Origin of the sequence: Frigoribacterium sp. PhB107 (assembly GCF_003751515.1) — a bacterium.
GTDB lineage: Bacteria > Actinomycetota > Actinomycetes > Actinomycetales > Microbacteriaceae > Frigoribacterium.
In genome coordinates this window covers 359,776-384,348 of the sequence record NZ_RJKU01000002.1, presented here as the reverse complement: position 1 = coordinate 384,348, position 24,573 = coordinate 359,776, and the positions used below count along the sequence as shown (strand labels likewise).

The 24,573-nt window shown below is 72.3% G+C and carries 23 protein-coding genes; 3 read left to right on the top strand and 20 right to left on the bottom strand.

Going from position 1 to position 24,573, the window contains the following annotated elements:
• Nucleotides 1-27: 27 nt before the first annotated feature.
• Entirely contained in the window at nucleotides 28-3,519 is a 3,492-nt protein-coding gene (gene rpoB, locus EDF18_RS09965; protein WP_123547660.1) for a DNA-directed RNA polymerase subunit beta, read from the bottom strand.
• A 340-nt stretch (nucleotides 3,520-3,859) separates the two neighbouring features.
• Here rpoB and EDF18_RS09960 point away from each other — a divergent pair, with 340 nt between their 5' ends.
• Nucleotides 3,860-4,717, top strand: a complete 858-nt coding sequence (locus EDF18_RS09960; protein WP_123547659.1) for a spermidine synthase — start codon at nucleotides 3,860-3,862, stop codon at nucleotides 4,715-4,717.
• A gap of 102 nt (nucleotides 4,718-4,819) precedes the next feature.
• On the opposite strand, the gene csrA is transcribed toward EDF18_RS09960, so the two are convergent.
• From csrA to EDF18_RS09895, 13 genes are all read right to left on the bottom strand, one after another.
• Nucleotides 4,820-5,074: a carbon storage regulator CsrA gene (gene csrA, locus EDF18_RS09955; RefSeq protein ID WP_123547658.1), complete on the bottom strand. Its 255-nt coding sequence runs from the start codon at nucleotides 5,072-5,074 to the stop codon at nucleotides 4,820-4,822.
• A 49-nt stretch (nucleotides 5,075-5,123) separates the two neighbouring features.
• Nucleotides 5,124-6,299 carry a hypothetical protein gene (locus tag EDF18_RS09950; protein ID WP_148050077.1) on the bottom strand — a complete coding sequence of 392 codons (1,176 nt, stop codon included), beginning with the start codon at nucleotides 6,297-6,299 and terminating at the stop codon, nucleotides 5,124-5,126.
• Between the two features lies 1 nt (nucleotide 6,300).
• Nucleotides 6,301-8,352 carry a flagellar biosynthesis protein FlhA gene (locus EDF18_RS09945; RefSeq protein WP_123547656.1) on the bottom strand — a complete coding sequence of 684 codons (2,052 nt, stop codon included), beginning with the start codon at nucleotides 8,350-8,352 and terminating at the stop codon, nucleotides 6,301-6,303.
• Nucleotides 8,352-9,611 (bottom strand): flagellar biosynthesis protein FlhB, encoded by a 1,260-nt coding sequence (locus tag EDF18_RS09940; RefSeq protein WP_123547655.1) that lies wholly within the window; start codon nucleotides 9,609-9,611, stop codon nucleotides 8,352-8,354. Before EDF18_RS09940 ends, EDF18_RS09945 begins: the two co-directional genes overlap by 1 nt.
• A gap of 2 nt (nucleotides 9,612-9,613) precedes the next feature.
• On the bottom strand, nucleotides 9,614-10,333 hold the full coding sequence (locus EDF18_RS09935; protein ID WP_123548289.1) for a flagellar biosynthetic protein FliR: 720 nt from the start codon (nucleotides 10,331-10,333) through the stop codon (nucleotides 9,614-9,616).
• Between the two features lie 39 nt (nucleotides 10,334-10,372).
• The gene (gene fliQ, locus EDF18_RS09930) at nucleotides 10,373-10,648 is read right to left on the bottom strand and encodes a flagellar biosynthesis protein FliQ (RefSeq protein ID WP_123547654.1); all 276 of its coding nucleotides are present in this window, start codon (nucleotides 10,646-10,648) and stop codon (nucleotides 10,373-10,375) included.
• Nucleotides 10,648-11,532 (bottom strand): flagellar type III secretion system pore protein FliP, encoded by an 885-nt coding sequence (gene fliP, locus EDF18_RS09925; RefSeq protein ID WP_233569153.1) that lies wholly within the window; start codon nucleotides 11,530-11,532, stop codon nucleotides 10,648-10,650. The genes fliQ and fliP overlap by 1 nt, the downstream gene beginning before the upstream one ends.
• A gap of 245 nt (nucleotides 11,533-11,777) precedes the next feature.
• Complete coding sequence (locus EDF18_RS09920; RefSeq protein ID WP_123547653.1) at nucleotides 11,778-12,494, bottom strand: flagellar biosynthetic protein FliO; 717 nt, start codon at nucleotides 12,492-12,494, stop codon at nucleotides 11,778-11,780.
• A 2-nt stretch (nucleotides 12,495-12,496) separates the two neighbouring features.
• Nucleotides 12,497-13,234: a flagellar motor switch protein FliN gene (gene fliN, locus EDF18_RS09915; RefSeq protein WP_123547652.1), complete on the bottom strand. Its 738-nt coding sequence runs from the start codon at nucleotides 13,232-13,234 to the stop codon at nucleotides 12,497-12,499.
• A complete protein-coding gene (locus EDF18_RS09910) occupies nucleotides 13,231-14,178 on the bottom strand; it encodes a flagellar motor switch protein FliM (protein WP_233569093.1) in 948 nt (315 codons plus the stop codon). Before EDF18_RS09910 ends, fliN begins: the two co-directional genes overlap by 4 nt.
• 46 nt (nucleotides 14,179-14,224) lie before the next feature.
• The gene (locus EDF18_RS09905) at nucleotides 14,225-15,262 is read right to left on the bottom strand and encodes a flagellar motor protein MotB (RefSeq protein WP_369878278.1); all 1,038 of its coding nucleotides are present in this window, start codon (nucleotides 15,260-15,262) and stop codon (nucleotides 14,225-14,227) included.
• Nucleotides 15,259-16,092, bottom strand: a complete 834-nt coding sequence (locus tag EDF18_RS09900) for a motility protein A (RefSeq protein ID WP_123547651.1) — start codon at nucleotides 16,090-16,092, stop codon at nucleotides 15,259-15,261. The genes EDF18_RS09905 and EDF18_RS09900 overlap by 4 nt, the downstream gene beginning before the upstream one ends.
• Nucleotides 16,092-16,484, bottom strand: coding sequence for a flagellar FlbD family protein (locus EDF18_RS09895; protein WP_123547650.1), 393 nt, complete (start codon nucleotides 16,482-16,484; stop codon nucleotides 16,092-16,094). Before EDF18_RS09895 ends, EDF18_RS09900 begins: the two co-directional genes overlap by 1 nt.
• A gap of 604 nt (nucleotides 16,485-17,088) precedes the next feature.
• Here EDF18_RS09895 and EDF18_RS09890 point away from each other — a divergent pair.
• Together EDF18_RS09890 and EDF18_RS09885 are read left to right on the top strand one after the other, a co-directional pair.
• Nucleotides 17,089-17,730, top strand: a complete 642-nt coding sequence (locus EDF18_RS09890) for a YitT family protein (protein WP_233569152.1) — start codon at nucleotides 17,089-17,091, stop codon at nucleotides 17,728-17,730.
• A 122-nt stretch (nucleotides 17,731-17,852) separates the two neighbouring features.
• On the top strand, nucleotides 17,853-18,131 hold the full coding sequence (locus tag EDF18_RS09885) for a DUF4190 domain-containing protein (RefSeq protein ID WP_123547649.1): 279 nt from the start codon (nucleotides 17,853-17,855) through the stop codon (nucleotides 18,129-18,131).
• A gap of 76 nt (nucleotides 18,132-18,207) precedes the next feature.
• Here EDF18_RS09885 and EDF18_RS09880 read toward each other — a convergent pair whose 3' ends face one another.
• The 6 genes from EDF18_RS09880 to EDF18_RS09855 form a co-directional block, all read right to left on the bottom strand.
• Nucleotides 18,208-18,543: a hypothetical protein gene (locus tag EDF18_RS09880; RefSeq protein WP_123547648.1), complete on the bottom strand. Its 336-nt coding sequence runs from the start codon at nucleotides 18,541-18,543 to the stop codon at nucleotides 18,208-18,210.
• Nucleotides 18,544-18,652: 109 nt separating this feature from the next.
• The gene (locus tag EDF18_RS09875) at nucleotides 18,653-19,933 is read right to left on the bottom strand and encodes a mannosyltransferase family protein (protein ID WP_123547647.1); all 1,281 of its coding nucleotides are present in this window, start codon (nucleotides 19,931-19,933) and stop codon (nucleotides 18,653-18,655) included.
• A gap of 133 nt (nucleotides 19,934-20,066) precedes the next feature.
• Nucleotides 20,067-21,239, bottom strand: coding sequence for a flagellar hook protein FlgE (locus EDF18_RS09870; RefSeq protein WP_123547646.1), 1,173 nt, complete (start codon nucleotides 21,237-21,239; stop codon nucleotides 20,067-20,069).
• Nucleotides 21,240-21,377: 138 nt separating this feature from the next.
• Entirely contained in the window at nucleotides 21,378-21,818 is a 441-nt protein-coding gene (locus tag EDF18_RS09865; protein WP_123547645.1) for a flagellar hook assembly protein FlgD, read from the bottom strand.
• Nucleotides 21,819-21,928: 110 nt separating this feature from the next.
• Nucleotides 21,929-23,410: a flagellar hook-length control protein FliK gene (locus EDF18_RS09860; RefSeq protein ID WP_123547644.1), complete on the bottom strand. Its 1,482-nt coding sequence runs from the start codon at nucleotides 23,408-23,410 to the stop codon at nucleotides 21,929-21,931.
• Between the two features lie 365 nt (nucleotides 23,411-23,775).
• Nucleotides 23,776-24,573 (bottom strand): C40 family peptidase, encoded by a 798-nt coding sequence (locus EDF18_RS09855; protein WP_123548284.1) that lies wholly within the window; start codon nucleotides 24,571-24,573, stop codon nucleotides 23,776-23,778.

Here is a 24,573-nt window from a genome sequence, read left to right as displayed (position 1 = left end):
ATCGACGTGTCGTTGTGGGAAGGGGGCTTAGATCTCGTCGACGTTCGACGACTCGAAGCGGGAGGAGATGTTGATGCCGAGCTCTTCCGCAGCACGGAAGACCTCGTCGTCCGTGTCGCGCAGGCTGACCGTCTGGCCGTCGGCCGAGAGGACCTCGACGTTCAGGCACAGCGACTGCATCTCCTTGATGAGGACCTTGAAGCTCTCGGGGATGCCGGGCTCCTGGATGTTCTCGCCCTTGACGATCGCCTCGTAGACCTTGACGCGGCCGAGGATGTCGTCGGACTTGATCGTCAGGAGCTCCTGCAGCGCGTACGCGGCGCCGTAGGCCTCGAGGGCCCACACCTCCATCTCTCCGAACCGCTGTCCGCCGAACTGGGCCTTACCGCCCAGGGGCTGCTGCGTGATCATCGAGTAGGGGCCCGTCGAACGAGCGTGGATCTTGTCGTCGACGAGGTGGTGCAGCTTCAGGATGTACATGTAGCCGACCGAGATCGGGTTCGGGAAAGGCTCTCCCGAGCGACCGTCGAACAACATCGTCTTGCCCGAGGAGCCGATCAGGCGGTCGCCGTCACGCGTGGGCAGCGTCGAGTCGAGGAGGCCCTCGATCTCGCGCTCGGCGGCACCGTCGAACACCGGGGTGGCGACCTTCGTGCCGGGAGCCGCGCTGAGCGCCTCCGGCGGGAGGTTCTTGGCCCACTCCTGGATGCCCTCGACGTTCCAGCCCTGCGCCGCGATCCACCCGAGGTGGATCTCGAGCACCTGGCCGAAGTTCATGCGACCGGGGACGCCCAGCGGGTTCAGGATGATGTCGACCGGCGTGCCGTCCGCGAGGAACGGCATGTCCTCGACGGGGAGGATCGTCGAGATGACGCCCTTGTTGCCGTGACGGCCGGCGAGCTTGTCGCCCGCGGTGATCTTGCGTCGCTGCGCGATGAACACCACGACGCGCTGGTTGACGCCCGAGCCGAGCTCGTCGTCGCCGTCTTGCGAGTCGAAGACCTTGACGCCGATGACGGTTCCCTGCTCGCCGTGGGGCACCTTCAGGGACGTGTCGCGGACCTCACGGCTCTTCTCGTTGAAGATGGCGCGCAGGAGGCGCTCCTCGGCCGACAGCTCGGTCTCGCCCTTGGGCGTGACCTTGCCGACGAGGATGTCGCCGGGACGGACCTCGGCACCGATGCGGATGATGCCGCGGTCGTCGAGGTCGGCCAGCAGGTCGGGGCTGACGTTGGGGAGGTCACGGGTGATCTCCTCCTTGCCGAGCTTCGTGTCGCGGGCGTCGACCTCGTACTCCTCGATGTGGATCGAGGAGAGCGTGTCGTCCTTCACGAGGTTCTGCGACAGGATCATCGCGTCCTCGTAGTTGTAGCCCTCCCACGGCATGAACGCGACGAGCAGGTTCTTGCCGAGCGCGAGCTCGCCGTTCTCGGTCGCAGGGCCGTCGGCGATGACCTCGCCGACCTCGATGCGCTGACCGGCGTCGACGATCACGCGGTGGTTGTAGCTGGCGCCCTGGTTCGAGCGGTCGAACTTGCGCAGGTAGTAGTCCTGCGTGCCGCCCTCGTCGAGCTGGACGGTGACGACGTCGGCCGAGACCTCAGTGACGACACCTGCGGCGTCGGCGGTGACGACGTCGCCGGCGTCGATGGCCGTGTAGCCCTCCATGCCGGTGCCGACCAGGGGGCTCTCGCTGCGGACCAGCGGGACGGCCTGACGCTGCATGTTCGCGCCCATCAGGGCGCGGTTCGCGTCGTCGTGCTCGAGGAACGGGATGAGCGAGGTCGCGACCGACACCATCTGGCGCGGCGAGACGTCCATGTAGTCGACCTCGTCCTTGGCGACGAGCTCCACCTCGCCGCCCTTCTTGCGGACCAGCACCTTGTCGTCGACGAAGTTGAAGTCGTCGTCGAGCGGGGCGTTGGCCTGGGCGACGACGAACTCGTCCTCTTCAGACGCGGTGAGGTAGTCGATCGTGGTGCTGACGTTGCCGCCGTTGACACGACGGTAGGGCGTCTCGATGAAGCCGAACGAGTTGATGCGGGCGAACGACGCGAGCGAGCCGATCAGGCCGATGTTCGGGCCTTCCGGGGTCTCGATCGGGCACATGCGGCCGTAGTGCGACGGGTGGACGTCGCGGACCTCGACGCCGGCGCGCTCGCGGCTCAGGCCGCCGGGGCCGAGCGCGCTGAGGCGACGCTTGTGCGTCAGGCCCGACAGCGGGTTGTTCTGGTCCATGAACTGCGAGAGCTGCGACGTGCCGAAGAACTCCTTGATCGCGGCGACGACGGGGCGCACGTTGATCAGGGTCTGCGGGGTGATCGCCTCGATGTCCTGCGTGGTCATGCGCTCGCGGACGACGCGCTCCATGCGGGACAGGCCGGTGCGGACCTGGTTCTGGATCAGCTCGCCGACCGCGCGGATGCGACGGTTGCCGAAGTGGTCGATGTCGTCGACGTCGAGGCGCAGCTCGACGGACTCGCCGTCGCGCGTGCCGTCGATCGTCTTCTGCTCGGCGTGCAGCGAGACCAGGTACTTGATCGTCGCGACGATGTCGTCGACGGTCAGGACCGAGTCGCCGAGGGGCGCGTCGATGCCGAGCTTGCGGTTGATCTTGTAGCGACCCACCTTCGCCAGGTCGTAGCGCTTCGGGTTGAAGTAGAAGTTGTCGAGGAGCGCACGCGCGGCCTCGGCGGCGACCTGCTCGCCGGGACGGAGCTTGCGGTAGATGTCCTTGAGGGCCTCCTCTTTCGTGAGGATGGCGTCCTTCTCGAGGGTGGCCTCGATGGACGCGAAGCCCTGGAACTTCTCCGTGATCTCCTCGCTCGTGAGGCCGAGGGCCTTGAGGAAGACGGTGACGCTCTGCTTGCGCTTGCGGTCGATGCGCACGCCGACCTGGTCGCGCTTGTCGATCTCGAACTCGAGCCAGGCGCCGCGGCTGGGGATGACGCGAGCCGAGTAGATGTCCTTGTCGGACGTCTTGTCGGAGGCGCGCTCGAAGTAGACGCCGGGGCTGCGGACCAGCTGCGACACGACGACGCGCTCGGTGCCGTTGATGATGAACGTGCCGCGCTCGGTCATGAGGGGGAAGTCGCCCATGAAGACCGTCTGGGTCTTGATCTCGCCGGTGAGGTGGTTCATGAACTCGGCGTTGACGTAGAGGGGGGCGGCGTAGGTCTTGCCGCGCTCCTTGCACTCGTCGATGGAGTACTTCGGGTCCTCGAGCTCGGGAGCCGTGAAGCTGAGCTGCATGGTCTCGCCCAGGTCTTCGATCGGGGAGATCTCCTCGAAGATCTCCTCCAGGCCGGAGTGCAGCGCGAGGTCGGTGCGACCCTGCTCGGTCGCCTCGGCGAGGCGGGTCTTCCAGATGTCGTTGCCGACGAGCCAGTCGAAGCTCTCGGTCTGCAGCGCCAGGAGGTCGGGGACCGTGAGCGTGTCGGTGATCTTGGCGAACGAGAGGCGCGATGCGCCACGGCCGTTCTTGGGCGAGTTGGTGGATGCGGTGTTCGCAGCAGCCAAGGAAGTTACCTCCGTGGACCCCGTCGGGTCATCACTGTCGGACAGTATGAGTGGGTGGTGAACGGCCCTCCCGGGAACCGTCGGCCGCGCGGCAGGGTCGCTGGACCGTGCCGGAGGCCGAGACCGAGGACGCCCCCGCCGCGATATTCGGGGGACTGTCTCGGATGTGCGTCGTCGACCGAGATATGACGACGGGACGCACGAGGGAGCGCAAAGGTCAATACTATGCAGCCGGGACACGCCTGGCAAGCCCTGTCGTTGACCTCGGGGCTGACCTCGGGTATAACGCAGGCGATCCCGCGGAATTCCGCCCGCGCCTCCTCGGTGGGAGGATCGGGACATGGCCGCACCCCACGACGACCCGCCCGCCGAGGTCTCGATCGGAGCGGGCCTCGCCCGCGTCGACGAGGACCGGCACCGGCCCGGCTCGTTCACCCTCGTCGTCGACGGCACCCCGCAGTCGCACGTCGACCTCGACGACCCCACGCACCTCGCCTTCGAGTACGTCCGCCGCATCGGCCACGCGATCGATCTGCTGCCCGAGGGGCCCCTGACGGCCCTGCACCTCGGCGGCGGCGCGCTCACGCTGCCCCGGTACGTCGAGGCGACGAGGCCCGGCTCGCGCCAGCAGGTGATCGAGCTCGAGGCCGACCTGATCGCGCTGGTGCGCGAGCGGCTGCCGTTCCCGCGGAGCGCCTCCATCCGGCTCCGCTACGGCGACGCCCGCGAGGTGATGGAGAAGCTGCCGGCCGGGCTCCGCGGGTCGGTCGACCTGCTCGTCGTCGACGTCTTCGGCGGGTCGCGCATCCCCGCGCACGTGACGAGCCTCGAGTTCTACACGGCCGCCTCCTCGTTCCTGTCGCCGACGGGCATGCTGATCGTCAACTCGGCCGACGGGGCCGGGCTGGCCTTCGCCCGCGGACAGGCGTCGACCCTGTCGACCGTCTTCGAGCACGTCGCCGCGGTCGCCGACCCTGCCACCCTCAAGGGCAGGAGGTTCGGCAACGTCGTGCTGATCGGCTCGCCCTCGCCGCTGCCCACCGACCGCATGCCGCGTCTCTACTCGTCGGACCCGCTGCCGGCGAAGGTCGTGCACGGGCGCGAGCTGCGCGACTTCGTCGCCGGGGCACCGGTCGTCACGGACGCGACCGCGGTGCCGTCGCCGGAGCCGTCGCGGAGCGTGTTCGGGAGTCGTTGACGCTGCTGGCTGCTCGCTGCCGGCCGCTGGCTGCTGGCTGCTGGCTGCTGGCTGCTGGCCAGCGGGGAGCTGCCGGCCTGCGGAGCTACTGGTCTGCGGGAACTACTGGTCGGCGCGCGGGGCAGGGGCGCCGAGGGCGGCACGGAGGCGCGCCTCGGCGTCGGCCGCGGAGGTCGCGCCGGCGGCCTCGACGTTGGCCTCGGTGACGGCCTTGACGACCTCTTCGCGCTGGATCTTCACGCCGCGGGGGGCGTCGATGCCGATGCGCACGCCGTCGCCACGGGAGTCGAGCACGGTGATGACGATGTCGTCACCGATGAGGATCCGCTCCCCGACCTTGCGCGTCAACACCAGCATCCCCCCACCTTACGAGGTGCGGGGCCGCACACGGCGCAGACCGGCGGGTCTAGGCGCGCCAGCCGACCGGGACGCCGAGCAGGTGGACCGTGCCGGGCGTCGACGTGTCGTCCTCGCCGACGACGGCGACCGCCGCCACCGGCTGGACGGCCCGGACGGCCTCGACCCAGCGGGCGGTGTCGTCGTGCTTGCGGCCGACGTCGACGGCGACCCAGACCTGGTCGGCCGCGATCGCCTCGAGGGCGGCGGGCGCGGCGGCGTCCCACGCGAGGGCGGTGACGACGGCGGAGTCCTCGTGCACGCCGGTCGCCCGGGCGAGGATCGCGCCGCGCCGGTCGGCGGCGTCGACCGAGCGCAGCCCGAACGACGTCGCCATCTGGGCGGCCACGCGGAACGCGTCGCCCGGACGCCCGACGACGACCACGAGGTCGCCGGCCCCGCGCAGCACGGACGGCGCGGGGCGGTCGCCCGCGTCGCCCGGGGCGAGCGCCGAGGGGGCGGACGAGGAGGCGGCGGCCGCGGCGAGGAAGGCGGCTGCGGTCGTCAGGGGGCCGGCGGGCGCCTCCTCGACGTCGTGCACCTCGGCCGCCGGGGTCCCGGGGGCGGCGATGCCGTTGAAGGTGAAGTCGTCCATGATCTCGGCGAACGCGTCCGTACGGGTCGAGAGGTCGCCGGCGGCCGCGGCGACGGCGGGCGACGGGACGGAGGCAGCAGCGGCCGCGGCGGCGCGGGCGGCGCGACGCGGGCTGGCCGCGGCGGGCGGCCGTGCGGCGGCGGCAGCAGCGGCTGCGGCTGCGGCTGCGGCGGAGGACGCCGGGGAGGCAGGCACCGCGCGGACGACCCGCGGCGCGGTCGCCTCGCGCCCGGACAGCACGTCGTCGAACGGGTCGCGCGGGCCTCCGTCGCCCTGCGGGCTGGTGGCGCCGCGCAGGTCGGCACCGCCGCGCGGGTCGAACCCGTCCGCGGCGTCGGCGTCGGCGAGCAGCGCCGCGATGCCGGCGCGCGAGGCCGGGGGCGTGATCGTGATGCGTGCCGTCGGCACGTCGGTGCGCGGGTCGGGCACCTCGACCGTGACCTCGTAGTGCTTGCGGGCGAAGACGCCCGCTACTCCCCCGACGGTCACCTTCTGCGCCGCGACGATCCGGGCGCCGGGGCCGTGCACGGCTCGGACCTCGGCCCGCAGCGCCTCGAGCGACTCGCCGCTCATCATCCTCCGCGTGGGCACGTCAGATCGCCGTGATCGGGTCGGCGGCGCGGACGACGCCCACGGTCTCGATGGTCGAGCCGGCGGCCGTCGCCTCCTGGTACGACAGCACGGGCAGGCCGCCCTGCTGGGCCGAGACGAGGCGGTGGATGGCGGGGCGCAGGGCCGGCGCGCAGACGAGCACGGCGCTGAGGCCCTGGGCCTCGACGGAGGCGACCGACTCGCGGAGCGAGCCCAGCACCTGCTCGACGCGGTGGCCGTCGAGCAGGATCTGCGTGCCCTGGTCGGACGGCCGCAGCCCCTCGAGCATCGACTGCTCGAGGCCCGGGTCGATCATGATGACGCGCAGCACGCCCTGGTCGAGGTGGCGCGCGGTCAGGGCCGGCCCCAGGGAGGCGCGGGCCGCCTCCACCAGGCCCTCGGGGTCGGTCGAGACCTTGGCGCGGAGGGTCAGCCCCTCGCAGATGCGCCCGAGGTCGTTGATCGGGACGCGCTCGGCGAGCAGCCCCTGCAGCACGCGCTGCAGCTCGGCGAGCGAGAGCATGCCGGGCACGAGGTCGTCGATCGCGGAGGCGTTGACCTGCTTGAGGCCCTCGGTCAGGACGCGGACGTCCTCACGGCTGAGCAGCCGGGCGGCGTTGTCGCCGATGATCGACGACAGGTGCGTGACCAGAACCGAGACGCGGTCGATCACGGTCGCCCCGGTCATCTCGGCGCTGTGCCGCATCTCGGCGGGCACCCACTTGCCGGCGAGGCCGAAGACGGGCTCGACCGTGGCCGTGCCGGGCAGGCCGTCGAGCTGGTCGCCGAGGGCGAGCACGGAGCGGGTCGGGGCGACGCCGCGGCCGGCCTCGACTCCTGCGATGCGGATCGAGTAGGTCGAGGGCGGCAGGTCGACGCTGTCGCGGGTGCGCACCGGCGGCACGACGATGCCCATGTCGACGGCGATCTTGCGGCGCAGCGCCTTGACGCGGCCGAGCAGGTCGTCCGACGACCCGCTGACCATGTCGACCAGGTCGGGCGCCAGCAGGATCTCGAGGGCGTGCACGCGCATCTGCTCGAGCAGGTCCTCGGTGGTGTCGGTGGGGGCAGGAGGCGCGGCGAGGGCCTCGAGGGCCTGCTGCGCCTCCTCGGCCTTCTCCTTCGCCGCGAGGCGCTGCGAGATGACGAGCAGGCCGACGCCGATCAGGAGGAACGGGATGATCGGCATGCCGGGGATGAACCCCATGCCGATCGCGGCGACGCCGGCGATCATGATCGCGATGCGCGACTGCGAGAGCTGCGCCGCCGCCTGCGACCCCATGTCGCTGTCGGCGCCCGAGCGGGTGACGATCATGCCGGTGCTGACCGCCATCAGCAGCGCCGGGATCTGCGTGACGAGGCCGTCGCCGATGGTGAGCAGGCCGTAGTGGTTCAGGGCCTCGCCGATCGCCATGCCGTTCTGGATCGCGCCGATCGCGACGCCGCCGACCAGGTTGATGACGATGATCAGGATGCCGGCGATCGCGTCGCCCTTGACGAACTTCGAGGCGCCGTCCATCGAGCCGTAGAAGTCGGCCTCGGCGCTGACGGCGGCGCGGCGCTCCTTGGCGACCTCGTCGGTGATCAGGCCGGCGTTGAGGTCGGCGTCGATCGCCATCTGCTTGCCGGGCATGGCGTCGAGGGTGAAGCGGGCCCCGACCTCGGCGACGCGCTCGGCGCCCTTCGTCACGACCACGAACTGGATGATGATCAGGATGCAGAAGATGACGGCGCCGATGATGATCGAGCCGCTCACCGCCACGTGGCCGAACGCCTCGATCACGTGGCCGGCGAAGCCCTCGCCGAGCACGAGGCGCGTCGAGGCGACGTTGAGCCCGAGGCGGAACAGCGTCGCGACGAGCAGCAGCGACGGGAACACCGAGAAGTCGAGGGGCTTCTTCACGAACAGGGTCGTGAGCAGGATCACCAGCGCCAGCAGGATGTTGAGGATGATCAGCACGTCGAGCATCGGCGCCGGCACGGGCACGACGAGCAGCAGCACGATCGCGACGACGCCGACCGGCACGGCGAGCTTGGGGAGTGTCTTCTTCATCAGGCGGTTCCTCCGGTGGCGGCGGGGCGGGGCGAGAGCGAGGGGGCCGGCGAGGCGGCCGGGGCGGCGACGGGCGCAGGAGGCGCGGCGCGGGCGGCGCGGATCGCGCGCGGCACCGCGTCGGGGGCCAGCGACTCGGGCGCGAGCACGCTCGACACCTCGTCGGCCGTGGTGGGGCGGGGGTTCGCGTGGGCCCGGCCGACGGCGGCGGTCGCGCCGCGCGCCTTCAGGGCCATCACGAAGGTGAGGACGCGGGCGACCGGCGTGTAGAGGTCGACGGGGATCTCTTCGCCGAGGCCGCACGAGGCGTGCAGCGCCCGGGTCAGCGGCACGTCGGCGACCATCGGCACGCCGTCGGCCTCGGCCTGCTCGCGGATCTTCGCGGCGACGGCGCCGGCGCCCTTCGCGACGACGCGGGGGGCGGCCTTGCCGGGCTCGTACTTGAGGGCGACGGCGTAGTCGGTCGGGTTGACCATCACGACGTCGGCGTCGACGATCGCGCCCATCATGCGGTTGCGGCTCATGGCGAGCTGGCGCGAGCGGCGCTGCGACTTGACCAGCGGGTCGCCGTCGCTGCTCTTGTGCTCGTCGCGCACCTCCTTCTTGGTCATGCGCGTCTTCTTGCGGTTGCGGCGCATGACGACGAAGACGTCGGCCGCCGCCAGGAGGAGGCCGGCCGCGATGGCGGCCTGGAGCAGGACCGTGGTGCCGGCCGACGCCTCCTCGATGATCGCGGAGACGCTGAGGCCGCCTCCGCTCATGAGGACGGGCAGGAGGCCCTGGACGGCCGCCCAGAGGACGAGGCCGACGACCGCGGTCTTGATCAGGGCCTTGGCGCCGTTCCAGAGCGCCTGGGTGCCGAACGTGGTCTTGAGGCCGTTCAGCAGGTTGAACTGCTCGTAGTTGCCGGTCATGCGCTTGACGTGCACGCCGCCCTGCACGACCGCGGTCGCGAGCACGGCCACGCCGACGACCGCGAGCATCGGGCCGATCGTGCCGGCCATCGAGCCCACGCCGCCGCCGAGCAGCTGCAGCACGGTGGTGTCGTCGGGGTGGCGGATCACCTGGCCGATCGAGAAGAGCTGGTCGGTGCCGGCCTCGGCGCCGCGCTGGATGGTGCTGGGGATCATGACGGCGGCCGCGCCGACGCCGACCCAGGCGCTGAGGTCCTGCGAGCGCGAGAGCTGGCCCTTGGAGCGGACCTCCTTCATCCGCTTGTCGGTGGCCGCCTCGGAGCGCTCGCCGCTGTCGTCCGCCATCGCTACCTCACCCCCAGGACCATGTCGGCCGCGTCGCCGGTGAGGCTCTGCACCACGCCGGGCAGGGCGAGGAACACGCCGCCGGCGAGCATCACGGTCATCAGGATCTTGAGCGGGAAGCCCATCGCGTAGGCGTTCAGGGCCGGCGCGACGCGGCTGAGCAGGCCGAGCCCGACGTCGGCGAGGAACAGCACGACGCAGAGCGGGCCGGCGATCTGCAGCGTCGCGAGGAACATCTGCGAGACGCCGTTCGTCATCAGCTCGACGGGTCGCGAGAGGTCCATGCCGAGGCCGAGGGGGAACGCGTCGAACGAGCGGGTCAGCCCGCCGATCAGCACCTGGTAGCCGCCGCTCGCGAACATCAGCGCCAGCGCCGTCATCTGGAACAGGCGGGTGAACTGGGCGCCGTTGATCATCGACTGCGGGTCGAAGGCCTGCGCCAGCGTGAAGCCGCCGAACAGGTCGATCAGGCTGCCCGCCGACTGGATCGCCGCGAAGACCAGGAACACGAGGAACCCCAGCACCGCGCCGACGACCAGCTCGAGCACGAGCGCCAGCACGAAGCCGCCCGTGTCGAGCGACTCGTAGCCGGGCGCGACGCGCGGCGCCACGGCGAGCGCGAGGCCGACGCCGAGCATCGCCTTCACCCGGCCGGGGAACGCCCGGTACGAGAACGGAGGCGCGACGACGATGAAGGCGGTCATGCGCACGGCGGCGAGCATGGTCGCCTCGAGCCAGCTGAGGTCGATCGACACGGCGGCCTAGCCCCCGCTCAGGAGCTGCGGGATGCGGTCGAAGACCATGGTCGTGAACGAGACCATCTCGCTGATCATCCAGTGGCCGCAGACGATCAGGGCGATCCCGACCGCGACGGCCTTGGGCACGAACGCGAGGGTCACCTCCTGGATCTGCGTGATCGACTGCAGCAGCGAGATCGCGAAGCCGACTACGAGCGAGGTGATCAGCACGGGCGCGGCGAGCTTGCCCGTGATGATCAGGGCCTGCATCGACAGGTCGAGGACGGCGTTGGAGTCCATCAGGCACTCACCTGGTAGCTCTCGATCAGGCTCGTGATGATGAGCCCCCAGCCGTCGACGAGCACGAACAGCAGGATCTTGAACGGCAGCGAGATCATCACCGGGGGCAGCATCATCATGCCCATCGACATGAGGGCGGCGCTGACGACGAGGTCGATGACGAGGAACGGGATGAAGATGACGAACCCGATGATGAACGCGGCGCGCAGCTCGCTGATCATGAACGACGGGATGAGGGTCAGCATCGGGACGTCGGCCTGGCTGGCGGGGTTCGGCTGGTCGGCGGAGCGGGTCATCAGCGCGAGGTCTTCTTCGCGGGTGTGCGCCAGCATGAACTCGCGGAGCGGGGCGGCACCGGCGTCGATCGCGCCCTGGAAGTCCAGCTGGCCGTTCAGGTAGGGCTGCACGGCGTCGTCGTTGATGTGCCCCAGGATCGGCGCCATGATGAACAGGCTCAGGAACAGGGCGAGGCCCGCGAGCACCTGGTTCGGCGGGATCGACGGCAGCGCGAGGGCGTTCCGCGTCATCGCGAGCACGACGAAGATCTTCGTGAACGACGTCATCATCAGCAGCAGCGCCGGCGCGACGCTGAGCAGCGTGATGCCGAGCAGGGTGACGATCGCCTGGCTGGGGGCGCCGTCGGGGCCGTTGATGTCGATGTTGAGGCCGCCGGTGCCCGTGCCGTCGGTGACGGTCTGGTCGGACTCGGTGAAGTCGGGGGTCTCGCCGGTGCCGGTGCCGGTCGAGCCGTCGGTGCTGCCGGTTCCTCCGGTGCTGCCGGTGCCGGTGCCGGGCTGTGCGGGGGCGGTCGGGGACGTGGGGGCGACCGGCGCGGCGGAGGCCTGCTGGCCGATCAGCATGACGAGCCCCGACGCGACGACCATCGCGAGCAGGGCGACGACGACCGCGCGGGCGAGGCGGGTGTCGGCGAAGCGGACGGGCGCGGCGCCGACGGCGGGGGCGCCGAGGCGGGCGTGCCGCAGCGGGGCGCCGCGCAGGCCGTCCCGGAGGGTCGGGCGGACGCGCTGCCGCAGCGCCGTGGCGAAGGCCGGCACGAACGTGGGAGCGGAGGAGGCGCGGGTCGCGCGGTGAGCGGCGGCTCCGGTCGCGCGGTGCGCGGCGGACGCGCTCATCCGGCGCGACCGGCGCGGACGGCGGCGGCCGCCTGCCGCCAGGTGTCCGGGGCGAGGATCGAGCCCTCGAGCGGCTTCGCGGCGCGGCCACGGGCGCGCTCGCGCGGGTCGCGTGCGGCGGCGCTGCCGGTGCTGCGCGAGCCGCGCGTCGCGGCACGACGCTCGGCCCCGCGCGGCCGCAGCATCGCCGCGCCCGCAGGAACGGCGATCGAGTTGCCCGAGAACGCTGCCGCGGCCGCGTCGAGGCGACCGTTCGGGGCAACTCGGGCGGGGTGGGCGGCGAGGGCGGAGTCGGCGGCGAGGACGGCGTCGAAGCTCGGGGTCGCGGAGGCGGCCGGCGCGGGGGCGACCGACGCGAGGGGGACGATCGGGGTGACCCGCGCCTCCTGCGGGGCCGGCTCGAGCGCGACGACGGGAGACTGGGGCGCGGCCTCGAGCGCGACGACGGCGGGCTGGGCGGCGGGTGCGTCGGCCGCGGCCAGCACGGTGATCGACGACTCGGTCACGCCGAGCACGAGGCGCTCGCCCTCGACGTCGACCACGACGACGCTGGCCTTGGCGCCGATGCCCTGACGGGCGACGATCGAGACGGGAGCCGAGGCACGGCCCCCGCGGAGCCCGCCCTTCGCGAGGCGCTTCTGCAGCACCCACAGCAGGGCGAGCACGACGCCCAGCGAGAGGGCGACGCGCAGCGCGACGAAGAGCGTGTCCACGATCAGGCGACGCCGTCGGCGACGTCGAGGATGCGGGTGATGCGGATCGCGTAGTCCTGGTCCACGACGACGACCTCGCCGTGCGCGATCAGGCGGCCGTTGAGCAGCACGTCGGCGGGGGCCCCGGCCGAGCGGTCGAGCTCGACGACGGCGCCGGGCTCGAGGCCGAGCACGTCGCGGACCGACATGCGGGTGCGGCCGATCTCGACCGTCAGCGCCATCTCGACGTTGTTGATGCGGCCGAGGTTGCCGGCGCCGAGCGGCGCGGCGGGGACGGAGGAGGCGGGCGAGCTCGACGAGACGAGGCCGACGGTGCCGTCCTCACGGAGCCGCACGGCGAACCAGCCGACCGTCTCGCCCGCGGCGGTCAGGTCGAACACGACGGTGGAGTGGTCGGCGAACAACGCGTCGGCCGACTCGAGCTGGCTGTCGCCGAGCACGCCGGCGCCGAGGACCGAGGTCGCGGCCTCGAGGGCCGGACGGAGCACGTCGACGACCGAGACGAGGGGCGAGTCGGTGCCCGCGGCCGCGGCGACCTGGTCCATGTCGGCGAGCAGCAGCGCGGTGTCGGCCGAGAGCGAGCCGACGAACGAGGTGACGACGGCCGAGGAGGCGGTGCTGCGGCGAGCCTGGGCGGTCGCGGCGTCGACGGGCACGGCCCGCAGCGGCACGGGCGTCGGCAGCTGCGCGACGAGCGCCTCCGCCGCGGCGGTGTGCAGGGTGATGGTCGTGCCGGTCATGAGGTTCCTTCTTCGGTGCCGGTGAGGGAGGTGGAGACGACGATGCCCGCGAGGCGCGAGCCGGCGGAGCCGACGGCGGCACGGCCGACGACCTGGCCGTCGACCGTGATCGCCAGCGGGCGGGACTGCGGGTGCGGCAGGGGCAGCACGTCGCCGACGGCGAGGTCGAGCACGACGCTCGGCAGCACGGCCGCAGGGGCGAGACGGAGCGCGACGTCGACCGGCACCGAGGCGAGCTGGCCGCCGAGCAGGCGGCGCACCTCGACCGGGTCGACCGCGGACTCGGACTCGCCGAGCTGGGGCAGCAGCACCTCGGCGGGGATCGCGACGGTGCCGGCCGCGCTGCGCTCGCCGACCCGGATGTCGAACGAGGCGACGATCATCAGGTCGGACTTCTGCGCGGCCTGGGCGAACTGCGAGTTGTACTGGAAGCCGCCGACGACGATCTGGGCGACGAGCAGGTTGCCGAACGAGTAGCGGAGGTCGTCGAGGGCGTCCTCCATGAGGCGCCGCACGAGGGCCTGCTCGATCGGGGTGAAGGTGCGCTCGGGCACGGTCGAGGCTCGCGTGCCGCCGAGCATGTGGCTGACCCAGCTGAGCGCCGCGGACGTCGGGAACTGGATGACGGCCTTGGGCGTCGTGCCCTCGATGCCGCACAGCACCATCGCGGTCGTCGCGGGCAGCGAGGCGGCGAACTCGTCGTAGGTGAGGACCTGCAGCTGCTCGCAGGTGACCTGCGACAGCACGCGGACCTTGGCGGTGAGCTGCGTGCCCCACTGCCGGGCGAACGTCTCGAACGCGAGCTCGAGGGCCCGCGAGTGCTCACGGGGCAGCGTCGTCGGACGACGGAAGTCGTAGATCTCGACCTGCTTCGGCGGGCGCGGCGCAGCGACGGCCGGGGCCGGTGCGGGCGTGCCCGGGGGCAGGGTCTCGAGGAGCGTCACGACCGGCACTCTCGGCCCACGCCTCCTCGTCGTTAGGCGCTCGTGGTCAGTGCCCCCCGGACTGGGCCCCCTCGGCGTGGGCGTCCTCGGACTCCTTCTCCGTCTTCTTCTCGGTCTTGTCGGTCTTCTTCTCGGTGGTCGTCGTGGTCGCGGCGGCGTCCTCGACGGCGGGCGGGCTCTCGGCGGCGGCGTTCCTGCCGGCGGTCACCGCGCCTCCTGCGCCCTCGGCCGCCGCCTGCAGCTGGGGCAGCAGCGCGCTCACGTCGTCGGACTGGTTCGACAGGACGACGATGTCGACCCGGCGGTTCGTGGCGAAGTCTGCCTCGGTGCCGCCGGTCGAGAGGGGGCGCGACGAGCCGAACCCGACGGCCTGCGCGTGCTCGACCGGGAGACCGCCGCGCTCGACCAGGTCGCGCAGCACCTGCGTGGCCCGGGCGGAGGACAGCTCCCAGTTGGTCGCGTAGGGAGCGGTCGAGCTGCGCTGGTCAGCGTGCCCCTCGATCGACACGTCGTGGCCGGCGCCGCGGAGGACGGGCGCGATCGCGTCCATCACACGGCGGGCGGTGTCGCTCAGGTCGGCGCTGTTCGTGCCGAAGAACGTCTCCGAGCCGACCAGGCGGACGGTGAGGCCGCGCGCGTCGGTGGAGAACTGCACGTCGGCGCTCAGGCCGGAGCCGGCGAGGCCCGCGGCGATCGCCTCCTTGATGGCGGTCAGGTCGTCGAGCTCGGCCTGCGCCTGCGCGAGCTCCTCGGCCGTGCCGGCCGTCCCGCTCGCGGAGGCCTTGCTCATGTCGGTCTCGTCGCCGGTCGAGTAGCCCTGGCCCTCCGGCGTCACGTCGTTGACCGTGACGACGGTGCCCGACGCCGTGTCGACCTTGCCGACGTCGGTCTGGCCGAAGCCGGTGGCGAGCGAGTTGCGCAGGGCGATGTACTTGTCCTGGTCGACGCTCGACATCGCGAACAGCACGATGAACATGCACATCAGCACGGTGACCATGTCCATGTACGAGGCCAGCCAGCGCTCGTCGGGGTGCTCCTCCTCGGCGTGGCCCTTCTTCTTGCGGCCGCCGCGCGCGCCGCTCACGCTGCGAGGCCCTGGTCGTCGGCGCCGGCCTTCGCCTTGGCGCCCTTGCCTGCCTTGCCCGCCTTGCCGGCACCGGCCTCGAGCGAGTGCACCGGCACCATGGCCTTGAGGCGCTCGCCGAGGAGGCGCGGCTGGCTCCCGGCCTGGACGGCCAGCACGCCCTCGATCAGCAGCGTCATGCGCGCCTCGTCGAGGTCGGCCAGCTTCTTCAGGCGACCGGCGAACGGCAGCCAGAGGAAGTTCGCGCTGAGCAGGCCCCAGAGGGTCGCCACGAACGCCGCAGCGATCAGCGGGCCGAGCTCGTCGGGAGAGGCGAGGTTCTCGAGCACGTGGGTCAGGCTGACCACCGTGCCGATGATGCCGACGGTCGGGGCGTAGCCGCCCAGGCTGTTGAAGAACTTGCTCGCCGTGCGGTCGGCGGCGAGACGCGACTCCATCTCGTCCTCGAGCAGGATCCGCAGCTCCTCGCCGTCGGTGCCGTCGGCGATGTTCTGCAGGGCGCCCTTCATGAAGGGGTCCTCGACCTTCTCGGCCTCCGCCTCGAGCGAGAGCAGGCCCTCGCTGCGGGCCTTCTCGGCGAGCGCCACGATGTCGTCGATGACCGACTGCGGCGGGATCACCTTGCCCGTGAAGGCGTGCGGGATCTTCTTGAAGCTCAGCATCGCGTCCTTGATCGTCGTGCCGGCGATGCCGACCGCGATCGTGGCGCCGAAGACGAGCAGCATCGGCGCGGGCAGCAACAGGCCCTCGACGTGGACGCCCTCGAGCTTGATCATCCCGAACAACGCGCCGAACGCGAGCAGGATGCCGATGATCGTCGCCGGATCCATCAGCGGGCTCCGGTCGGTGCGGGCGCGGTGGTGGTGCTGGTGGCCGGGGCCGTGGTCGCGGGGGCCTGCTCGGCCGGGCGGAGGGCGGAGACGAGGCCGCCGCCTCCTTCGCCTCGCGAGCCGCGGACGATGCCGAGCTGCGGGCCGGTCGACGTCCGGCTGCCGAGCGGCTGCGTCGCGGGGGCGGCGAGGTCGGGCGCGTCGTAGGCCAGCGAGACGATGCGGGCACGGTAGCGGGCGATCATCTCGATCACCACGGCCATCGGCTCGGTGACGATGTACTTCGCCCCGTCGACCATGATCAGCGTCGTGTCGGGCGTCTCGTGGATGCGCTCGATCAGGTCTGGGTTGACAGCGAATCTGCTGTCGTTGAGTCGCGTGACGACGATCATCGGCCCGTCCTAGGTCTGTGTCTCCCGCCACCGTCCGTGGGGCGGGCGAGCTGCTCGTCCTGAGCTGCTCAGGGGGGACTATCGGCAGGGGTCGGGTCGGCGTTAGGCGCCGGTCGGCGTGGGTGTCGCCTCTTCGGCTGACGGCGCGTCGTTGCTGCCCGGAGCGGTAGCCGACGCGAAAACGACAAGCCGACGCGGGGCCCCACGTCGCCTTGTCGTTTTCGCGTCGGGTCAGCGCGTGGATGGACCGAAAGTGACCACTCGAGCGGAGCGGGGCACGTTGAGGCGGGACGGGCGGGGGACGGGAGGCGCCGGGACGGGGGGACGAGCGGGACGGCGCGCAGGAGGCGGCGGGCGACACATGCGCGCAACACCGGGCTGGCAAGATGCTGCGGTGACCGACACCCCCGCGAACGACGGCACGCGCGACGCCACCCCTGTCGCCCGGCCCTCCTCCCCCACCTCCGCCTCCCCCGCCACCGCCTCCGCCTCGCCCGACGCCGCACCCACGGTCGGCTCGACGCCGACCGGCTCGACGCCCGTCTACTCGACGCCCGAGTCCACCGGGCCGGACGCCGCGCTGTCGCCCGACACGGCGACCCCGCTGGTCGACGACCCGGCCCTGACCGAGACGGCCGCGACCGCCGACGCCAACCGGCACACCCTGGTCGAGAACGTGATGGGGGTGGTGACGGGAGTCTTCATCGCCTCCTTCGGGCTGTTCCTGCTCAAGGCGAGCGGAGCAGTCTCGGGCGGCACCGCCGGCATCGCGCTGCTGCTCGACTACGCCGGGCCGCTGTCGTTCGGGGCGCTGTTCATGCTGGTGAACGTGCCGTTCTTCGCGCTCGCGGTGTGGAAGAAGGGGATCGCTTTCACCCTGCGGACGGTGCTCACCGTCGCGATGGTGTCGGCGATGTCGTACCTCCACCCCGCCGTGTTCCACATCGAGAGCGTGGACCCGGTCTACGGCACGCTCGGCGGCAACCTGCTCGTCGGGGTGGGCCTGCTGATCCTGTTCCGGCACGGGGCGAGCCTCGGCGGCATCAACATCCTCGCGCTCGTTCTGCAGGAGAAGCTCGGCTGGCGGGCCGGCTACGTGCAGATGGCGGTCGACGTCGTCATCATCCTGTTCTCGCTCACCGTCGTCTCGCCGTGGATCGTGCTGCTCTCGGCCGCGGGCGCCGTCGTGCTCAACCTCGTGCTCGCCCTCAACCACAAGCAGGGGCGGTACCTCGGTCGCACGTGACCACTTCGGGGGTGATCTGGGGGTGAATCGCTCCCAGGTCGGACACAGAATCGAGAAAGTCTCTAGCTTGGGCGACGGGCCGACGATCGTCGAGGCCACCCCGCTCTAGAGGAGTCACGACCATGACCTACGACCAGAACACCCCCGCCACCACGGCCCCCGGCACGGCTGGCCGCTACAACGTCCTCGCGATCGTCGGGTTCATCCTGGCGTTCGTCTTCGCCCTCGCCGGCCTCGTCGTCAGCATCATCGCGCTCTCGCAGATCAAGAAGACGGGCGAGCGCGGCCGCGGCCTGGCGCTGGCCGGCGTCATCCTCAGCATCGTCTTCATGATCATCAGCGTCATCGTGAGCATCTCGGTCTTCTCGGCCGGGATGGCACAGGTCGGCACGACCTACTGATCCGAGCCGGATCTCCTGCAGGAGGCGCGGTGCCCGTTCGACGGGCACCGCGCCTCCTTCGCGTCTGCGGGTGTCGTCAGGCGGCGGGGGTGCGGGCGTGCGACCGCCGGGTCCAGAGCTGCCCGACCGCGACCAGGACGGCGGCGACGACGAGGACGGCCACGGCAGCCCCGGTGCCGTCGGGCTCGAAGAGCACCGCCGGCGCGCCGTTCTCGGTGCTGGGCCAGGTCCGCAGGACACCGGGCAGGTGGACGGCCGTGCCCGTCGTGAGGGTGACGGCCACGGCTGCGAGCAGGACCACCACCATGACGGCCGCTCCTGTGACGACGGCGCCGACGACGGCGACGAGGGCACTGGACAGCCCGCGGGCGACGACGCCGAAGCCACGGGCACTGCGGGTGAGGAGGGTCATCGCGGGTCTCCTGTCAGGTCGTGACGGGCACCCGCGCCGAGATCGTCGAGTGCGTTGCGCCGACACTACGGGCGGCCTGGCCGGACCACCTCCGTCACGCGGATGAGCCTCACGGCGGCCAGGCCGTCCAGAGCAGCACGATCGCGACGACCTGGAGCGCGAGGCCGGCGACGATCGTGACGACCACGCGCCTCCTCGTGGCCGACAGCTGCGGATCGCCCAGCAGCGGCGCGAGCGGCATCAGCATGCGGAAGCTCGACTGCTGCGGCAGGAACACGGCGACCAGGTAGGCGACGTACCCGATCGCATAGGTCTGCAGCTCGAGGCCGAGACGCTGCGAGCGGCGCACCAGCCCGAGCACCACGACCGCGAGCAGCAGCACCACGGCCACCACCCCGAGCCAGCCGGCCATCGCCTCGCCGAAGCGGAACCACGGCGTGAAGGGGACGAAGCCGTCGGAGCCGATGTAGTCACGCCACCACGACGACTCCGTCGCGAAGTAGCCGTCGCGCTCGCCCGTGACCACGGCCACGACGACCGGCCACGCGAAGCCCGCCGCGGTGACGACCAGGCCGGCCGCCCAGATGCGGACGTGCTCGGCGAGGGGCGTCGAGTCGTCGAGGCGCTCGTTCTCGACGCCGCCGCGGCGAGCGCGGCGGTCACGGACCAGCCGCACCAGCCAGGTCAGGCCGAGCGCGGCCGAGAGCGCGAGCGCGCCGGGGTGCGCGACCGAGGCGAGCACGCCGAGCACCGTGAACCAGGCCCAGCGCCGGGCGGTCATCGCGAGCAGCGCGCCGAACATCAGCAGCAGGAACAGCGACTCCGCGTAGGGCACCTGCAACACGAACGACATCGGCGCGACGCAGAAGGAGACCGCACCCCAGAAGGAGGCGCGGGCCCCGAACCGCGTCAGCATCAGCCGGTGGAGCACCAGCGTCGCCCCGGCCCCCGCCAGCACCGCCACGACGATCGCCGCGATCAGCCAGTCGCCGCCGACCACCGGCCGCACGACCCGCACCAGAGCCGGGAACAGCGGCATGAACGCCCACGCGTTCTTGGCGACCCGGCCCTCGTCGTCCCGCGGCAGCTCCACCGGGTATCCCTGCTCGGAGATCTCGCGGTAGAAGGCGGCATCCCACGACGAGAGGTAGCCGGCGAAGCCCGGACCGCCGTCGTGCTGCGCCCAGGTCGCGGTCGCCGTGAGGGCGTGCACCACGGCGAGGAACAGCGTCGTGACGAGACGCGAGGCGGCGTAGACGCCGAGCAGGACGAGCGTCGTTGCGAGGCCCGGGCGGGGCGAGGCGAGCCCTGCGCCGACGGCACGGCTGCGGGTGCCGGGGGCGGAGGGCTCCGGCTGCGTGCCGCGCCGCGCCTCCGTCCCCGTCGTCATCGATCTTGTCTACCCGGCGGGCGCTGGGAGGGCAGGCCGCCGTACCCCGCGCTTTGGTGCGGGCGCGGGCGGGGGACGCAGGAGGCGCGGGCCGGTCTCGAGGACCGGGCCCGCGCCTCCTGCGCCGCTGCGGCTAGCGCTTCAGGTTCGTGAGCTCCTGGAGCACCTCGTCCGAGGTGGTGATGATGCGGGCGTTCGCCTGGAAGCCGCGCTGGGCGACGATCAGGTTCGTGAACTCCTGCGAGAGGTCGACGTTGCTCATCTCGAGCGTGCCGCTCGAGAGCGAGCCGACTCCGGGCGAGCCGGGGACGCCGAGCGCCGCGTTGCCCGAGTTCGCCGTGGCGCGGTAGCCCGACGATCCGGACTTCTCGAGGCCGCCCGGGTTGGCGAAGGTCGCCAGCGCGATGCGGCCGACGGCGAGCGACTCGCCGTTGCTGAACTGCCCGACGAGCGTGCCGTCCTTCGAGAGGCTGAAGCCCTTCAACGTGCCGGCCTCGCGACCGTTCTGGTCGGTGACCGCGACCGTGTTCAGGGCCGCGAAGCCGGTGATCTTCGAGAGGTCGACGGCGATGTTCCCGACGGTCAGCGACGCGGCGCCGTTCTGCACGCCGTCGGTGAAGCTGAGCTGCGTCGTGCTCGGCGTGCCGGTGCCGTCGACGCCGGTGACGTCCCAGCCGATGTCGGTGCGCTTGAACGAGAGGGTCAGGGTGCGCTCGTTGCCGAACGCGTCGTAGACCTTCGAGTCGCGCGTCAGGGTCTCGCCGACCGCGGTCTCGGACGGCAGGTTGCCGGCGACGTTCGCGCCGGTCGTGGCGGTGGCCGGAGCCGCGCCGTTCAGGGGCAGCATGATGTCGCCCACCGCGCCTCCGTCGTTCACGACGCCGTTCGTGGCCGAGTAGCCCTGCACGATCTTGCCGTCGGCCGAGACGAGACGACCGTCCGCGTCGAAGTCGAAGGCGCCGGCACGCGTGTAGACGGTGTCGTTGCCGAGACGCGTGACGAAGAAGCCGTCGCCCGAGATCATCAGGTCGGTCGCCTTGCCGGTCGCCTGGGCCGAGCCTTGCGCGAAGTTCGTCGAGATGCCGGCGACCTGCACGCCGAGGCCGACCTGCGCGGGGTTCGTGCCGCCGATGCCGGTCTGCGGGCCTCCGGCGCCCTGGGTCATCTGCGACAGGGTGTCCTGGAACTGCGTGGTCGACGACTTGAAGCCGGCGGTGTTGACGTTGGCGATGTTGTTGCCGGTGACGTCGAGCATGGTCTGGTGCGACCGGAGGCCGGAGATGCCGGAGTAGAGGGAGCGGAGCATGGGAGCTGCCTTTCGGACGGAGCTGAGGAGGCGCGTCCTGCGCGGAGAGACCGGTCGCGTCCTGCGTCCGGAGCGGTGCTGAAGAGCGGGGGTGCTGTGCGGCCGTGCCGTGCGGCTGGGCCGCGAGGGAACGAGGCGCTAGGCCTTCGGCGTCGCGGTGATGCCGGAGATGAGATCCAACGCGACCTCCTTCCCACCGACGGTGACCTTGGGCACGGACTCGGCGAACGAGACGCTGGTCGCGGTGCCGGTGACGGCCTTGCCGTCGGGGCCCGTGTAGCTGACCTCGCGGCCGACCAGGGCGGACGCCGAGGTGCGCATCTGCAGCGAGAAGCCCTCGTTCGCGGTGGTCGTCTGGTTGGTGATCTGCTCCATCATCGCGAGCTGCGTGGTCTGCGCCATCATCGCGTTGGTGTCCATCGGCGACGACGGGTCCTGGTTCTTCAGCTGCGTGACCAGCAGGTTCATGAACATCTCGCCGTCCATGGCGGTCTTCGTCGTGCGCGCCGAGGACGACTGCTGGGCGGCGGCCATGACGGTCGGGTCGACGGTTCCGGAGATCTGGTCGATCGAGGGCATCTGCTGTGTCTTCCTGTGGAGGGCGGAACGGGGGCGAGCTGTGGAGGGTCGTGCTGTGCGGCGGTGCGGGCCGTGGTCGGCGGTGCGGGCCGTGGTGCGCGGTGCGGGCGCTAGGCCAGCACGTCGATCGAGACGGTCGGCGACGAGGAGGTGCCGCGCAGCCCGCCCGCACCGGCCGCGGCCGCGAGTGCGCCGGCCCGCAGGCCGTCGGGGTCGGGGTCGTCCCGACCGAGCCTGCCGTCGGGGTCGCGCCCGGCGGGCTGGCCGGCTCCGCGCTGTCCGGTGCCGGACTGGGCGGAACCGTCGCGCGCCTCCTGGGCCGACTGCTGCGCCGCCCGCTGGTCGAGCAGCCGCTGCTGGTCGGCACGGTCGTCGGACGGCTGGTTCTGGTTCGAGAGGTCGACGCTCGCCTGGAGCCCCGCTCCCCCGAGGTCGCGGCGGAGGTCGGGCAGGATCGCCCGCACCGCCTCCCGCCCGGCGTCGGTCGGGGCAAACATCTCGACGTGCATGCCGTGCGCCCCGACGTGCGCCCGGACGGTGACCGGGCCCATGGCCTCGGGGCTCACGGTGACGGTGACGACGTGCGTCCCGGCACCGGCGGCCGCGAGAGAGAACAGGGGACGCGCGAGCTGCTGCCCGAGGGGCGCCGGGGCCGCAGGAGGCGCGGCGACGGCGGTCGAGCCCGCTGCGGCTGCCGGAGCGGGCGCGCCGGGCACCGCGACCATCGGCGGGGCGACGGGCACGGCGGAGGCGGAGGTGCTGGTCGTCGTGCTGGTCGTCGTGGTGGTCGCGACGCCTGCGTCGGCGACGAGCGCACGGTCCGCAGCGGTCGCCGAGAGTCCGGCGGCCCAGCCGGGGACCGGGACGGACGTCGAACCAGCCGCGGCCGCCGAGGTGGCGCGCACGAATGCCGACGGGACGGTGGTCGAGGGCGCGGCGGCCGTCGGGACCTTCTCCCCCGCCGACGGCGACGCGGCCGTGACGGGGCCGGGCGTCGCGGGCGAGGTGCCCGAGGCTGCCGCCTGCCGCCAGCCGGCGACCGCGGCGCCGGTGGAGCTGCTCGCGGCGGTCGCGGTCGTAGCAGAGGTCGCGGCCGAGGCCGAGGTCGCGGCGGCGGCGAGGCCCTCGGGCACGTCGCCGCCGTCCGCGCTCGGGGCGGGCGCTGTCGGGGGGAGGCCTGGGCTCAGGGCTGTTCCGTCACGGGACGGATCGGCGACCGACACGGTCGGCGCGAGGGCCGCCTCCTGCAGGAGCTGTCCCGGCGTCGCGGCGCCCGTGGCCGAGGCAGCTGATCCGTCACGAGACGGATCGCTGCTCAGGCCGGCCGGGTCGAGGGCTGATCCGTCACGAGACGGATCAGGCGTCACGACCGGGGCCGGGGACGAGGCCGGGCCGATCGCCGGGCCGATCGCCTGGCCGACGGTCGGGGAGAGGGGGAGGGTCGCTGATCCGTCACGGGACGGATCAGCCTCAGGAGAGACGCTCGCCGGAGACGACGAGGAGCCGAGGCCCGCGGCGGCCAGGGCCGCCTGGAGGGAGGTCGCTCCCGGTGAGGACGATCCCGCCTGGGGGCGATCGCCGACGCGATCCACGGTTCCGTCCTCGACCGACTCCCCGGCCGTGAACGGACCTGCCGCGGACGCAGACGCAGACGCAGACCCAGACCCAGCCGCAGTGGCCGGGCCCGCAGCGGCCGCGAGCGCGCGCCCGGCGGCTGCCGCGTGAGGCGCGGATGTCGGAGCGGGCGACGACGGGCGTCGCGGGCCCGGAGCGTGCGCCTGCGCCGGATCGCGTGGCGCAGCCGACGACATCGCCTCGCCGAAGCCCGCGGCGGAACGCCCGGCCGCGGGACGACCGGCCGACGAGCGGCCGCCCGCCGGGCGGTCGGGACCGGAGGAGGCGTCAGCCCGGTCGGCAGGGCCGGGGACGACGAAGGGCAGGGTGCGCAGGACGCTCATCAGGCGGCCCCTCCGCTCATCAGGCGCTGGAGCGCGGCGGTCATCAGGTCGGTCGAGCCGGAGCCGCCCGCCGCACCGGCGCCGGTCACGCCGAGCGACGACGCGAGCGAGGCCAGCGAGGTCGCCGAGGCGCCTGCAGCCGAAGCGCCCGCAGCGGCGGACGCGGGAGCGGTCCCCGTCGCGGGCACGATGCGGCGGATGGTCGACAGGTCGGAGTCCTTGTACCAGTTGTCGACGATCTGGACGTCCTTGCCGGGACGGGGCGCGTGCAGCACCTTGCCGTCGCCGAGGTAGATCACGATGTGGCCCTCGCCCTTGGCGACGAGCAGGTCGCCCGGCTTCGCCTCGGCCAGCGACGGCACCTCGGCGCCCATCCGGGCCTGGTCGGGCACGACGCGCGGCATCGAGACGCCGAGCTCCTTGAACACGGTCTGCACGAGGCCGGAGCAGTCCATCCCGCTCGCGCTCTCGCCGCCGAACACGTAGGGCACGCCGAGGTACTTCTTCGCGCCGCTGACCACGTCGGCGCCGGTCGCGCCGCTGCCGGTCGCGACGGAGCCCTTGACAGCCGCCACCGAGGGGGTCGTCGCGAGGCCGCCCGCAGCACCTGCCGCACCGGTCGCACCGGCGCCGCTCGTGCCGGCGAGCGCGTCGGCGAACGCGCTGGCCGAGGTCGCGGAGCTGCCCGACCCGGCGGACGCCGCGGCTGCCGTGCCGAGCACGGACGGCGTGCGTCCGTTCCGCAGCTGGTCGATCTGCGTCCTGATGTCGTCGATCCGGGACAGGACCTCACTCAC